Consider the following 13,217-nt stretch of genomic DNA (forward strand, 5'->3'; position numbering starts at 1 on the left):
CATTCTCGGCGCCCGCACCGACAACCCATTCGATCCGCCCCGGCCGCCAACACCCCCAGGGCATCGGCGCGGCGCTGCTCGCGAGTCCGCGGGTCGTGGACGCACACCGTGGCGGCCAGCGCGTCCAGGCGCGCGTCGAGCGCGCGCCCGTCCGGGCTCAACAGGCTGCCTTCGATACGGGCCAACCCATCCCCGCCGTCGCCGATCCAGATCTCGCGGCCCGCGGCGCGCTCGCGGCGGCGGCGCACCGCGTCGGCGTCCGCGCGGCACACCACCCGGTCCACCGCGGCGGCGAGGCGACCGTGCGTCATCGACGGCCAGCGCGCTGCCCGCGCGGCCAATTGCCCGTCGACCGCGGCCAACACCTGGGCATCGGTGATCAGATCGGTGCGGAACACCACCGTCTGGAACGTCCGGTAGTCGATGTCCCCCGCGGCGAACACTGCCCCTACCCGCGGCAGCCGCTCGCGCATCGCCCGGGCATAACGCAGCCGGCTGGCCGCCAAGCCCAGACTGATTCCCAGCGCCGCGCCCACCTCCGCGGCCACCGCCGCCTCGGTGTCCACAGCCCAGTCCTCGGTCTCCGAGCACCGCGCCAACCGGTAGCCGAACAACTCCCCGATGGCCACCAGCTGCGCGGCCGCCGCCCGGTTCTCCGCCCGCCCCGCCGCACCGATGCGTCCCAGCAACGCGGCCGACTCCGCCGTGGGCGTCGGGCAGTGCCGCTCGACCATCTCGTCGAACCGCGCTCGGACATCTTCGAACATAAGTTCGATTATGCCGGACGCCACTGACAACCTTCGGCACTCAGCTGGAGTGCCGATACCACGCGGCGATGTAGAGGACCAGGGCGGTGGCGAGGGCGATCAACACCCAGATCACCACCGACTGGTCGATCCAAGATCCGGCGGGCGGGGTGCCGGGCAGGATGTTGCGCAAGGGCACGACCGCGAACAGCATCGCGGCGTACCAGGTGGAGAACGGTGGCAGGAACTGCCGCCGGCCGGTCAGCATCTGGATCGCGACGAACAAAGCCAGCGTCGGCAGGGTGATCAAGACCAGGCAGATGCCGAGGTCGAACACCAACGGGCCCTTGGCCCGACGCAACGTGATGATGATGTTGTCGGGGCGATCGGGATCGTTCTTGTTGCGCACCACGCGATTCGCGGTGACGTCCCACCCGTCCAGCGAGCCGGTCACCTCCACGCGCCCGGGCCGATACTCGCGGTTCTCACCGGTGCCCACCAACACATCCGCCTGGATGGTGTCGGTGCGGTAGGAGTCGAAGGGCCAGTCGCCCGGATCACCGTGCGCTTCGATGGTGGTCGCCACCATCGCCGGCATCTTGCCCACCGGATACTGCAGGTCACCCAGGTCGTTCTGCGGGAAGAACCGCACCGAGGTGTCGGTGTTCAACACGTTGAGCCGCTTGTCGATCATCGAATCCTGCGGAATGACAAGCACTTTGACGTCCAGGCGATTCGCCACGGGATGCAGCTGCTCGAACCGCACCAGGACCACGGTGCCGTCGGCGGTGTTCACGTCCGGCGCGGGCAACGGCCCGGGCGTGGTCGCCAGCCAGTGATAGCCGAACAGGGACAACAGATAGATGACGACGACGCCGAGGATGATGGAGAGGTCGAGGACGAGATGCCGGCGGCGCGCCTTCTTCGCGGTGGTCGCGGACTTCTCGGTGGCCGCGGGGGCGGGCGGCGCCACGGCCGCGGCGGCGGGCCGAAACATCGCCACGTCGGGTCGAAGATCGGCCGCCACGCTGACGTCCCGGTGCACGGTCACGAAGGCAGATGCTAGCAAGGCAAATGTTTGCCAGCAGCCCCAGAAGTCCTGCGCTACACGTTCTTAACATGCCCCGCGACCAGCGTTAACACGCCGCGGCCACGCCAAACCTGGAAGGGTCAGTCGCCTTGCCGGATCCAGGCGAAGATGTACAGGCTCATCGCCGTCACCAGCGCGATCAACACCCACTGGACGATCGCCTGGTCGATCCACGATCCGGGAGGCGGCGCGCCCGGCAGGATGTTGCGCAGCGGCACGATGGCGAACAGGTTCGCGGCGTACCAGGTGGCGAACGGTGGCAGGAATTTGCGTCTGCCCAGCGCCATCGGAATGGCGACCAGCAACGCCAGGGTGGGCAGGCTGACCAGGACCAGGCAGATGCCCAGGTCGAAGATCAACGGCCCTTTCGCCCGTTTCAGGGTGATGACGACGTTGCCGTTGTCGACCGTGCGCGACGTCGGCAGCGCCGCCGGGTCGTGCACGCGGTTGACGGTGATGTCCCAGCCGTCCAGCGATCCGGTCACTTCCACCCGGGCGGGCACCTTCTTCAGGGCGTCACCGGACCCGACGAACGCGTCGGCGGCGATCGGCTCGGTGCGGTAGGAGTCGAACGGCCAGTCACCGGGATCGCCGTGCGCCTCCACCGTGGTCGCGACCTGGGCGGGCGCCTTCCCTTTGGGGTAATGCAGGTCGCCGAGGTCGCTGGTCGGGTACAAGCGCACCGCGACGTCGGTGCCCAGCACGTCGAACCTGTTGTCGTAAGCCGAGATTCCGGGATAGACGAGCACGTCCACCGACAGCCGGTTGGTGACGGGCTTCAACTCCTCGACCCGCAGCTGCACGATCGTCGCGTCACCCCCACCCTGGCTGAGATCCAGCGGGGGCAGCGGGCCCTCCGACTTCTGCAGCCAGTGCACGCCGAACAGCGACAGCACGTAGGCGGTGAGGACCAGAGCCAGCACCACGACGCCGATCACGAGGCGCGGCCGTCGCGCCGGTTGTCTGTTCGCCGCGGGCGTCGGCGGCGTCATGTCGGGCGGCGGCGGGGCCGACGTCACGGGCGCCTCGGTGGTCGTGGCTGACCCGCCGGTGTTATCCGGCTCGTCCGGGGGTGGCACGTGGTCAGATGCTAGCGAACCCACACCGGCCCCGCGCGGTGACGAAAATGCCGTCATCCGCCGTCCATTCGGCGGTAACCCACCGGTCGCTTTCCCCGCGCGAAGTGCGACGAAAATCGAACGATCCGTTTGCTGGCGACCGGGCCTAATCCGACGTTCGGTCGGCCGCGCAGCGAAATCCGATGTGGGTGGTCGCCGTGTCCTGTGACTGCGGCGACCGCGCGGCGGGCCGGTAGCGGTGGCAGTACTCCGGCGCGCACAGATGCGAGCCGCCCTTGAGCGCCTGACTCACTCCTGGGTTCGCCGGGCCCACCGGCGCGCAGCAGGATTTCGGCGGCCGATCGGGGCGGTGGTGCGCGGTGAACTCGGTGGCGGTCCACTCCCAGACGTTGCCGATCATGTCGAGCAGCCCGAACGCGTTGGGCGGGAACATGCCGATCGGCGACGTGCCCACCCATCCGAGGGCGCCGTCGTTGCGGTAGGGGAAGCTGCCCTGCCACGTGTTGGCCATCAGGCGGCCGCCGGGGCGCGTCTCGTCCCCCCACGGGTAGGTGGTCGCGGCGCCGCCCCTGGCCGCGAACTCCCACTCGGCCTCGGACGGCAGTCGCCGCCCGGCCCACCGCGCGTACGCCGCGGCGTCCGGGTAGGCCACCTGCGTGACGGGGTGGTCGGCTCGGCCGGTGAGGTCGCTTTCCGGGCCGAACGGGTGGCGCCACTGGGCGCCCGGCACCCAGGTCCACCACTGCCGCCAGTCGCGCAGGTCCACGGGGCCGGCGGTCGAGCGGAACGCCATGGCGCCCGGGCTCAGGTCGTCCGGGTTGGCCCCGGGGTACAGCGCGGGATCGATCGGTTGCTCGGCGACGGTGACATAGCCGGTCGCCGAGACGAATTGGGCGAATTGGGCGTTGGTCACGAGATGCCGCTCGATGGCGAAGGCGGCCACCGTCACGGTGTGCACCGGCGCTTCCTCGGGGTAGAAGCTGGTCGAACCCATGCGGAAGGATCCGCCGGGAAGATCGACCAACTCGCTGTGCACCCCGTCCAGGGTAGGCCGATCGCCGCGCCGCCTACGCCCGCCCGGCCGGGATCGGCAGCGCACCCGTTCATCCGCCGTTTGTTTGCCAGTTAATTCGGTACCGGTAAAAGTCGACGTACGTCGAGATCGGCGTGGCCCCGCCGCGCCGGACACCGAGCTCGCCGCCGACGCCGGGCATCCTCGCGGTCGACGAGGCCCAGCCGTCTAGGAGGCAACAACGTGAAGCGCAACCGCCCGCTGGCAGCCGCTGGCATGGTCGCGGCCGCGGCGATACTCGCTGCCTGCAGCGAGGACGCCCACCCGGCCCTGGCCTACACCGCCGGCGCCAAGGTGGACTGCGGGGGCAGGCAGACGTTGGCGGCCAGCGGCTCGACCGCCCAGGCCAACGCGATGACCAAGTTCATCGAGGCCTACCGCAAGGCGTGTTCCGGGCAGACGCTCGACTACAACGCCAACGGCTCGGGCAACGGTGTCAGCGACTTCCTCGCGGGCAAAACGGATTTCGCGGGCTCCGACATACCGCTGAGCGGCGACCAGTACGCTGCCGCCAAGCAGCGCTGCGGCGGCGCCGACGCCTGGAATCTGCCCGTGGTGTTCGGCCCGATGGCGATCACCTACAACCTCGGCAGCGTCGACTCACTGGTCCTCGACGCCCCCACGATGGCCAAGATCTTCAACGGCACCATCACCCGTTGGGACGACCCGGCGCTGACCGCCCTCAATGCGGCCATGCCGGCGGAGGACATCCACGTCGTCTACCGCAGCGACGCGTCGGGCACCACCGACAACTTCCAGGCCTACCTGCAGGCGGCCTCCGGCGGCGCGTGGAAACAGGGCGCCAGCAAGAACTTCAACGGCGGCGTCGGCACCGGCTACGTCGGCAACAAGGGCACCGCCGGTGCGGTGAAGTCCACCGAGGGGGCCATCAGCTACAACGAGTTGTCGTTCGCGCTGCAGCAGGGGCTCTACGCCGCCGAGATCAAGACGCCGGCGAGCCGCAGGTCGTTGCGCCCGGTGCGGATCGGCACCGACACGGTCGGCAAAACCATCAAGGGCGCCAAGATCATTGGCGCGGGTAACAACCTGGTGCTCGACATCTCGTCGTTCTACAACCCCGCGCAGCCCGACGTCTACCCGATCGTCCTGGCGACCTACGAGATCGTCTGCTCCCGCTACCCCAACGCCGACGAGGCCAACGCGGTGAAGGCCTTCCTGCAGGCCGCCATCGGGCCCGGGCAGATCGACCTCGCCAGGAACGGGTACATCCCGCTCTCCCCCGAATTCCAGGCGCGGGTTTCCAGCGCCGTCGACGCCATCAGCGCCGTGGGTGGGCAGAACCCGGAGTGATTCCGGCACCGTCCACCGCGGTCGCGTCGAAAGTGGTTGGCCTCACGTCTTTTTCGGCGTTTTTCGGTCGCGATGTCGCCACCAGGCGGTGATGAAGATGGTCATCGCGGCGACCAATCCGATCAACACCCACAAGACGATGGCCTGGTCGATCCACGAACCGTACGGCGGGCTGCCCGGCAAGATGTTGCGCAACGGGACGATGGCGAACAGCATCGCGCCGTACCAGGTGATGAACGGCGGAATGAACGACGTCCTGCCCAGCGCCATCGGGATGGCCACCCACAGCGCCAGCACCGGCAAGGTGATCAGGACCAGGCAGATGCCGACGTCAAAGATCAACGGCCCCTTTGCCCGGTGCAGCGTGATGATGATGTCGTCCTTGACGTCGGGGTTGGCGTCGTCGGAGTCGTGCACGCGGGTGACGGACGCGTCCCAGCCGTCCAGCTTCCCGGTCGCCTCGAGGCGGGCGGCGGCCTTCTCCCGGTTCTGGCCCGAGCCGGTGAACACGTCGGCGGAGATGACCTCGGTCTGGTAGGTGTCGAACGGCCAGTTCGCCGGGTCGCCGTGCGCCTCCAGCGTGGTGCTGACCTGGGCCGGCGCCTTGCCGACCGGGTACTGCAGGTCACCCAGGTCGTTGTCGGGATACAGCCGCACGGCCGTATCGGCGGTCAGCACGCCGAAGTTCTTGTCGTACAACGTGTCCTTGGGGTAGACGAGGACGTTCACGGTCAGGCGGTTCGCCACCGTGTCCAGCTTCTCCAAGCGCACCTGGACGACGCTGTCCTCGGCTTCGACCTTGCTCAGGTCGACCGCCGGGAGCGGCGGAGCCGACTTCGCCAACAGGTGCACGGCGATCAGCGAGAGCACGTAGATCACGATGAGCGAGGCGACGATCCCGAAGGCGATCGCGATTTGCCGTCCTCGGGCACCGGGGGCCGCGGGGGCAACCGGGGGCGCGGCGGTCATTGAGGCATCACGGGCCAGATGCTAGCAGTGCAGGGCGGCCTTTCGGTGCAAAATCGCCCCGCCGAAACGTGGCCGCAATCCGGATCGGGTGGGGCCCTCGCCGATTTGCTGGGGTCGGCCCTTTCCGACCTGCCGACTCAGTCGCGCGAGAACGCCAACGCGATCTCGGTCTCCACGTCGGTGTACGGCCGGCCGGACAGGTCCACCGTCACGTGGGCGATGCTGCCACCGGTAAAGGTGAACGGCGCCTTGTACTTCGAGGACACGCCCGATCCGCCGTTGCGCCCGACGGTGATGCCGGCGCCGGCCAGCCCGAAGGTTCCCGGGTGCGTCGTGACGCCGGACAGGGTGCCGACGACGGTGTCGTCGACAAACAGTGTCACGTCGCCCAGCGGCGTGTGGCTGTTCTCAACGGTGCCGGTGCGGGTGTAACTCGCGCCGAACAGGTGCCGGCCCAACGGAACAGCGTCGGCCGACGCGACTTCTTGCTGGCGCTCGCCGAGGAAGTTGTACACGTAGTGCAACCGCCCGTCCTGGATGAACAGCACGTGCCCGCCGTGCGCGCCGCCCTGCTTGAACAGGACTCCCTCGGCGCCGGTGGTGTCGACGGTGACGTCGGCCAACACCGAGAAGGAGCGGCCGCGCAGCTCGGCGGCCGCGCCGATGCCCACGTCGGCGCAGTCCGGGTAGTAAACGTAGCTGGTGCGGTCGCCCGCAAGGTAGGGCCGCGACCGCGTCATGGTTTCTAAGATGTTCAGGTCCGACAACGGCAGCCCGTTGTACTTGGCCGCCTCCGAAAACCACAGGGCCTTCAGCTCTTCCAGTTTGTCCGGGTTGTCGGCGGCCAGGTCGTGACACTGGCTGCGGTCGGCCTCGATGTGGAACAGCTCCCAGCGGTCGGCCTCGAAGTGCGACCACCCCGCGGGGGTGGCCGCGTGCACGGTGTTGGCGAACCAGCCCCGATGCCAGATCCCGCGAGTGCCCAGCATGGTGTAGAACTGCGTCGCCTTGCCGGTGTCGGCGGCGGGATCGTCAAGCGCCGCCTTGAAACTCACGCCGTCGAGCGGCTTCTGGGCGATGCCCTTCACCGTCTCGGGCGGCGTCATGCCGAGCAGGTCGTAGACGGTCGGCGTGATGTCGCAAACGTTGACGTAGGTGTCGCGGGTCTCGCCGTGCGCGGCGATCCCGTTCGGCCAGGAGATGATGGCGGTGTCGGCGATGCCGCCCTCGTGCGACGCGTAGCGCTTGTACAGCTTATAGGGGGTGTTGAACGCCATCGCCCAGCCGATGGGGTAGTGGTTGTAGGTCTGCGGCCCGCCGAGGTGGTCGAACAGCTTCATGCTCTCTTCGACGGTGTCGATGTAGCCGTTGAAGAACTTGCCCTCGTTGACCGACCCGTTGGGGCCGCCCTCACCGCTGGCGCCGTTGTCGGAGATCACCACGATGATGGTGTTGTCCAGCTGGCCCGACTCCTCGAGGTAGTCCAGGATGCGCCCGATCTGGGCGTCGGTGTAGCTCAAGAAACCGGCGAACACCTCGGCCATTCGCGAAAACAGCTTCTGCTCTTCGTCGTTCAGCGAGTCCCACGGCCGCACGGTGTCCTGCGCGGGCCACGGCTCGCCACCCGGCCCGCGCACGTCGGCATACGGGTTGATCGGCGAGAGCTCGGTGTCCGCCGGGACGATGCCCAGCGCCTTCTGCCGCTCCAGCACGATCTCGCGGTACCGCTCGTAGCCCATGTCGAACGTGCCGGCGTATTTGTCGGCCCACTCGGCGAAGACGTGGTGGGGCGCGTGGCCGGCGCCGGGGCAGACGTAGCTGAACCAGGGCTTGTCGGGGGCGATCACCTTGGCGTCGCGGATGAATTCGATGGTCTTGTCCGCGATGTCCTTCGACAGGTGGTAGCCGTCCTCCGGCGTGGCCGGCGGGTTCACGGGATGGTTGTCATAGACCAGGTCCGGGTACCACTGGTCGGTCTCGCCGCCCATGAACCCGTAAAACCGTTCGAAGCCACGGGAATTCGGCCAGTGCCGCTTGGTCGACGCCAGGTTCGACTCCTCGAGCGGCGTCAGGTGCCACTTGCCGACACAGTAGGTGTTGTAACCGCGCTCGGCGAGGACCTCCGAAAGCAGCGCGGTGTCGAACGGGATGCGGCCGTTGGCGTTGGGGAAGCCCTCGGTGAACTCCTCGATGGTGGCCATGCCCACCGTCGTCGCGTTGCGCCCGGTCAGCAGCGACGCCCGGGTCGGCGAACACAGCGCAGTCGTGTGGAACTGCGAGAGCCGCACGCCGCGGTCGGCGATGCGGGTCATCGCCGGCATCTGCACCAGGCCGCCGAAGCAGTCCCAGGTGGCGATGCCGGTGTCGTCCCACACGAGGTAGAGGACGTTGGGCGAATTCTCCGGCGCCGTCGGCGCGGCGAAGGGCCCCCAGTCCGGTTCGGAATCCCGGATGTCGAGCTCGATCTTGCCCGTGAACTGCCCCGAACCAGTCGCCATCGCCAGCTCCACTCTCGTCGCGGACTTACCCGCGCAACATCGCGTGAAGACTACACCCGGGATGGGGCGTTGGGGTGCCTCTTGTCCGAGGCCTTACTTGGCCTTCTCCAGGATTTCGACGAGCCGCCAGCGCTTGGTCGCCGACGTCGGGCGCGTCTCCATCAGCGAGACGCGGTCACCGATGCCGGCGGTGCTGTTCTCGTCGTGGGCCTTGACCTTCTTGGTGGTGCGAATGATCTTGCCGTACAACGGGTGCCGAACGCGGTCTTCCAGCTCCACGACGATGGTCTTCTGCATCTTGTCGCTCACGACGTAGCCGATGCGCACCTTGCGGCGGCCGCGGTTCTTCGGGCTGGCCGGGGTGTGCTTCGGGCCTTTCGCTTCTGCCATCACGCTTCCTTACCGTCTGGGCCCGAGGCGAGGCCGAGTTCACGTTCGCGCAGCACCGTGTACACGCGCGCGATCTCCTGACGCACCGTGCGCAGGCGGCGGTTGTTGGTGAGCTGCCCGGTCGCCATCTGGAAACGCAGGTTGAACAGCTCTTCCTTGGATTCGCGCAGACGCTCGGTCAGCTCGTCCTCGGTGAGCTCACGCAGTTCGCCAGGCGAAGTTCCGACTGCCATCAGAACTGCTCCTCTCGGGTCACGATGCGGGCCTTGATCGGCAACTTGTGGATCGCGCGGGTGAGCGCGGCGCGGGCGATCTGCTCGTTGGGGTAGCTCAGCTCGAAGAGCACCCGGCCGGGCTTGACGTTGACCACCCACCACTCCGGCGAGCCCTTACCCGAACCCATCCGGGTTTCGGCGGGCTTCTTGGTCAGCGGACGGTCGGGGAACACGTTGATCCACACCTTGCCGCCACGCTTGATGTGCCGGTTGATGGCGATACGCGCCGATTCGATCTGCCGGTTGGTGACGTAGGCGTGCTCCAGGGCCTGGATGCCGTAGTCACCGAAGTTCACCGCCGTGCCGCCGCTGGCGATGCCGCGCTGGCGGGGGTGGTGTTGCTTGCGGTGTTTAACCCTGCGGGGAATCAACATGATTCAGCTCTCCGTGGTTTGCGGTTCTGCAGCGGCCTCGGCGGGCGCGGCGGCCGCGGTGTTCTCTTCGGCGCTCGCGGCGGCGCGGCCCGCCTCGGTGCTGGTCGCCGTGGTGCCCGACGCGCCACTGCGCCGCGGACGGGTGCCCGACGGGCGCTCGCGGCGCGGCCGGTCGGCGCCCGCGGGGGCCGCGGCGGCCAACTCGCGCTTACCGCCGACGATGTCGCCCTTGTAGATCCACACCTTGACGCCGATCCGGCCGAACGTCGTCTTGGCCTCGTAGAGGCCGTAGTCGATGTCGGCGCGCAGGGTGTGCAGCGGCACCCGGCCCTCGCGGTAGAACTCCGAGCGGCTCATCTCGGCGCCGCCCAGGCGGCCGGAGCACTGCACCCGGATGCCCTTGACGTTGGGCTGGCGCATCGCCGACTGGATGGCCTTGCGCATGGCGCGGCGGAACGCCACGCGGTTGCTCAGCTGCTCGGCAACCCCCTGGGCCACCAGCTGCGCCTGCGACTCCGGGTTGCGCACCTCGAGAATGTTGAGCTGAACCTGCTTGCCGGTCAGCTTCTCCAGGTCCGCGCGGATGCGGTCGGCCTCGGTGCCGCGCCGGCCGATGACGATGCCGGGGCGCGCGGTGTGGATGTCGACGCGAACCCGGTCGCGGGTGCGCTCGATCTCCACGTCGGCGATGCCGGCCCGCTCCAGGCCGGTGGACAGCAGCTTGCGGATGGCGACGTCTTCCTTGACGTAGTCCGCGTACTGCTTGTCGGCGTACCAGCGGGACTTCCAGTCCGTGGTGATACCCAGCCGGAAGCCGTGCGGATTGATCTTCTGGCCCACTACTCTGAGCCTCCCTTCGCGTCAGAAGTCTCAGCAGTCGTGGCTTGCGCTTTCGGTGCGGCCTTCTTGGCGGGCGCCTTGTTGGCGGCCGCCTTCTTGGCCGGGGCCTTCGCGGCCGCCTTGCTCGCCTCGGCGCGACGGGCGCGGGTCGACTTCGCCGACCGCTCGTCCTTCGACGGGCGGCTCTCCACCACGACCGTGATGTGGCTGGTGCGCTTGCGGATGCGGAACGCGCGGCCCTGGGCGCGCGGGCGGATCCGCTTGGCGGTCGGGCCGCCGTCGGCGTAGACCGTGGCCACCACCAGGGTCGCCGGGTCCAGCCCGTTGTTGTTCTGCGCGTTGGCGGCGGCGCTGGCGATCACCTTGGCCACCGGCTCGCTGGCGGCCTGCGGGGCCCAGCGCAAGATGTCGAGCGCGTCGGCCACCGACTTGCCGCGCACCAGGTCGATGACCCGGCGCGCCTTGGTCGGCGACACCCGCACGAACCGTGCGACGGCGGTCGCCGAAGGAAATTCAGTGGTGGTGGTGGTCATCGCCGTTTGGCCTTCCGGTCGTCCTTGATGTGTCCCTTGAAGGTGCGAGTGGGCGCGAACTCACCAAGCTTGTGACCGACCATCGACTCGGTGACGAACACCGGGACGTGCTTGCGTCCGTCGTGCACGGCAAAGGTGTGGCCGATGAAGTCCGGGATGATCGTCGAACGCCGCGACCAGGTCTTGATGACCTGCTTGGTGTTCTTCTCGTTCTGGACGTCCACCTTCTTGAGCAGGTGGTCGTCGACGAACGGACCCTTTTTCAGGCTGCGTGGCATGTGTTACTCCTACCGTCCGTGCTTCTTGCCGGTGCGACGGCGCCGGACGATGAGCTTGTTGCTGGCTTTGTTCGGGTGGCGGGTGCGGCCCTCGGGCTTGCCCCACGGGCTCACCGGGTGGCGACCACCGGAGGTCTTACCCTCACCACCGCCGTGCGGGTGGTCCACCGGGTTCATGACGACACCGCGGACGGAGGGGCGCTTGCCCTTCCACCGCATCCGGCCGGCCTTGCCCCAGTTGATGTTCGCCTGCTCGGCGTTGCCGACCTCGCCGACGGTCGCGCGGCAGCGCACGTCGACGCGGCGGATCTCACCGCTGGGCATGCGCAGCGACGCGTAGGTGCCTTCCTTACCGAGCAATTGAATGCTCGATCCGGCCGACCGCGCCAGCTTGGCGCCACCGCCCGGCCGCAGCTCCACGGCGTGGACGACGGTACCGGCGGGGATGTTGCGCAGCGGCAGGTTGTTGCCCGGCTTGATGTCGGCGTTCGCGCCGGACTCCACCACGTCGCCCTGCGAAAGTCCTTGCGGCGCAATGATGTAACGCTTCTCGCCGTCCAGGAAGTGCAGCAGCGCGATGTTGGCGGTCCGGTTCGGGTCGTACTCGATGTGCGCGACCTTGGCGTTGACACCGTCCTTGTCGTTGCGACGGAAGTCGACCACCCGGTAGGCGCGCTTGTGGCCGCCACCCTTGTGTCGGGTCGTGATGCGGCCATGCGCGTTGCGGCCACCGTGACCGTGCAGCGGGCGCACCAACGACTTCTCGGGCTCCGAACGAGTGATCTCGCCGAAGTCGGAGACGCTGGAGCCGCGGCGGCCGGGGCTCGTCGGCTTGTACTTACGAATTGCCATGTCTAATCAGCTCTTCCTCTCGCGCGGCTACGCCGGCGCCCCGAACAGGTCGATCGGCTTGCTACCGGGCGCCAGCGTGACGATGGCGCGCTTGGTGCTCTTGCGCTGGCCGTAGCCGGTGCGGGTGCGCTTGCGCTTGCCCTGCCGGTTCGCGGTGTTCACCGACGCGACCTTGACGGCGAAGATCTTCTCGATGGCGATCTTGATCTGCGTCTTGTTCGAGTCGGGGTGCACCACGAACGTGTACACGTTGTCGTCGAGCAGCGAGTACGACTTCTCCGAGATGACCGGAGCCAGGATGATGTCGCGGGGGTCCGTTACGGTCGCCATCTAAGCCGAAACCTCCTCGGTGCTCGCCGTCCCGCTGTGGGCGGCGATGTAGGCGTTGAGCGCCTCAACGCTGAACACCACGTCGTCGGAGCGCAGCACGTCGTAGGTGTTGAGCTGGTCGGGCGCCAGGATGTGCACACCCGGCAGGTTGCGCACGCTCTTGACGCCGGCCTCGTCGCTGCGCCCGATCACGACCAGCACCTGCTTGCGCTCGGTGAGCGTGCCCAGGAACGCCCTGGCGTTCTTGGTGGACGGCGTCTGGCCGGACACCAGTTCGGTCACCGCGTGGATACGGCCGTTGCGGGCCCGGTCCGACAACGCGCCACGCAACGCGGCGGCGATCATCTTCTTGGGCGTGCGCTGGGCGTAATCACGCGGCTGCGGGCCGTGCACCACGCCACCAAGACGCGTGGCGACGTCAGCGGTGGTGGCCGTAAGCCCTACCGGCAAAAGGGAACCGGTCGCGCCCGTCAGGGTTCGACGCGGGCCCCGCAGTTCACCGGTGGTGGCGTGGTGCACGGCCCGCAGCCGCGTGATTACGCCCAGCGCACGCCCAAGAAGATGATCGCCGCCGCGGCCC

At 68.3% G+C, this 13,217-nt stretch carries 16 protein-coding genes and 1 pseudogene; 2 read left to right on the forward strand and 15 right to left on the reverse strand.

Translation table 11 applies throughout. The annotated features are described in order from the left end of the window. The 4 genes from A5714_RS24015 to A5714_RS24030 all read right to left on the reverse strand — a co-directional run. Positions 1-767: DUF222 domain-containing protein (locus A5714_RS24015; protein ID WP_156747479.1), on the reverse strand; the 767-nt coding region annotated here is incomplete at its 3' end. A 40-nt stretch (positions 768-807) separates the two neighbouring features. Further along, on the reverse strand, positions 808-1,743 hold the full coding sequence (locus A5714_RS24020) for a DUF4436 domain-containing protein (protein ID WP_082959943.1): 936 nt from the start codon (positions 1,741-1,743) through the stop codon (positions 808-810). A 173-nt stretch (positions 1,744-1,916) separates the two neighbouring features. After that, positions 1,917-2,828 (reverse strand): DUF4436 domain-containing protein, encoded by a 912-nt coding sequence (locus A5714_RS24025; protein WP_068073402.1) that lies wholly within the window; start codon positions 2,826-2,828, stop codon positions 1,917-1,919. A gap of 232 nt (positions 2,829-3,060) precedes the next feature. After that, entirely contained in the window at positions 3,061-3,951 is an 891-nt protein-coding gene (locus A5714_RS24030) for a formylglycine-generating enzyme family protein (RefSeq protein ID WP_068073404.1), read from the reverse strand. Positions 3,952-4,170: 219 nt separating this feature from the next. On the opposite strand from A5714_RS24030, the gene pstS reads away from it, so the two are divergent. Then, positions 4,171-5,298 (forward strand): phosphate ABC transporter substrate-binding protein PstS, encoded by a 1,128-nt coding sequence (gene pstS / locus A5714_RS24035; RefSeq protein ID WP_068289672.1) that lies wholly within the window; start codon positions 4,171-4,173, stop codon positions 5,296-5,298. 42 nt (positions 5,299-5,340) lie between these two features. Here pstS and A5714_RS24040 read toward each other — a convergent pair whose 3' ends face one another. The 11 genes and pseudogenes from A5714_RS24040 to rplD (A5714_RS24090) form a co-directional block, all read right to left on the reverse strand. Then, on the reverse strand, positions 5,341-6,267 hold the full coding sequence (locus A5714_RS24040) for a DUF4436 domain-containing protein (protein WP_068073409.1): 927 nt from the start codon (positions 6,265-6,267) through the stop codon (positions 5,341-5,343). Positions 6,268-6,404: 137 nt separating this feature from the next. Continuing rightward, entirely contained in the window at positions 6,405-8,765 is a 2,361-nt protein-coding gene (locus A5714_RS24045) for an arylsulfatase (RefSeq protein WP_068289679.1), read from the reverse strand. Positions 8,766-8,858: 93 nt separating this feature from the next. Further along, the gene (gene rpsQ / locus A5714_RS24050; protein ID WP_068073411.1) at positions 8,859-9,155 is read right to left on the reverse strand and encodes a 30S ribosomal protein S17; all 297 of its coding nucleotides are present in this window, start codon (positions 9,153-9,155) and stop codon (positions 8,859-8,861) included. Continuing rightward, the gene (gene rpmC / locus A5714_RS24055; protein ID WP_068073413.1) at positions 9,155-9,388 is read right to left on the reverse strand and encodes a 50S ribosomal protein L29; all 234 of its coding nucleotides are present in this window, start codon (positions 9,386-9,388) and stop codon (positions 9,155-9,157) included. Before rpmC ends, rpsQ begins: the two co-directional genes overlap by 1 nt. Next, positions 9,388-9,804, reverse strand: a complete 417-nt coding sequence (rplP, locus tag A5714_RS24060; protein WP_068073415.1) for a 50S ribosomal protein L16 — start codon at positions 9,802-9,804, stop codon at positions 9,388-9,390. Before rplP ends, rpmC begins: the two co-directional genes overlap by 1 nt. Positions 9,805-9,807: 3 nt before the next feature. Beyond that, a complete protein-coding gene (rpsC, locus tag A5714_RS24065) occupies positions 9,808-10,644 on the reverse strand; it encodes a 30S ribosomal protein S3 (RefSeq protein ID WP_068073417.1) in 837 nt (278 codons plus the stop codon). Further along, positions 10,644-11,177: a 50S ribosomal protein L22 gene (rplV, locus tag A5714_RS24070; protein ID WP_068289675.1), complete on the reverse strand. Its 534-nt coding sequence runs from the start codon at positions 11,175-11,177 to the stop codon at positions 10,644-10,646. The genes rpsC and rplV overlap by 1 nt, the downstream gene beginning before the upstream one ends. Next, positions 11,174-11,455 (reverse strand): 30S ribosomal protein S19, encoded by a 282-nt coding sequence (rpsS, locus tag A5714_RS24075; protein WP_006245110.1) that lies wholly within the window; start codon positions 11,453-11,455, stop codon positions 11,174-11,176. Before rpsS ends, rplV begins: the two co-directional genes overlap by 4 nt. Positions 11,456-11,464: 9 nt before the next feature. Next, entirely contained in the window at positions 11,465-12,307 is an 843-nt protein-coding gene (gene rplB / locus A5714_RS24080; protein WP_068073421.1) for a 50S ribosomal protein L2, read from the reverse strand. A 27-nt stretch (positions 12,308-12,334) separates the two neighbouring features. Beyond that, positions 12,335-12,637, reverse strand: coding sequence for a 50S ribosomal protein L23 (gene rplW / locus A5714_RS24085; protein WP_068073423.1), 303 nt, complete (start codon positions 12,635-12,637; stop codon positions 12,335-12,337). Then, positions 12,638-13,039, reverse strand: a pseudogene (rplD, locus tag A5714_RS24090) (50S ribosomal protein L4); the annotation flags it as partial. Between rplD (A5714_RS24090) and rplD (A5714_RS25740) the strand changes: the two are divergent. Further along, on the forward strand, positions 13,025-13,217 hold a 193-nt coding region (gene rplD / locus A5714_RS25740), incomplete at its 3' end, for a 50S ribosomal protein L4 (RefSeq protein WP_369829474.1). The pseudogene rplD (A5714_RS24090) and the gene rplD (A5714_RS25740) sit on opposite strands and share 15 nt — an antisense overlap.

The organism is Mycobacterium sp. E2462 (assembly GCF_001672685.1).
GTDB lineage: Bacteria > Actinomycetota > Actinomycetes > Mycobacteriales > Mycobacteriaceae > Mycobacterium.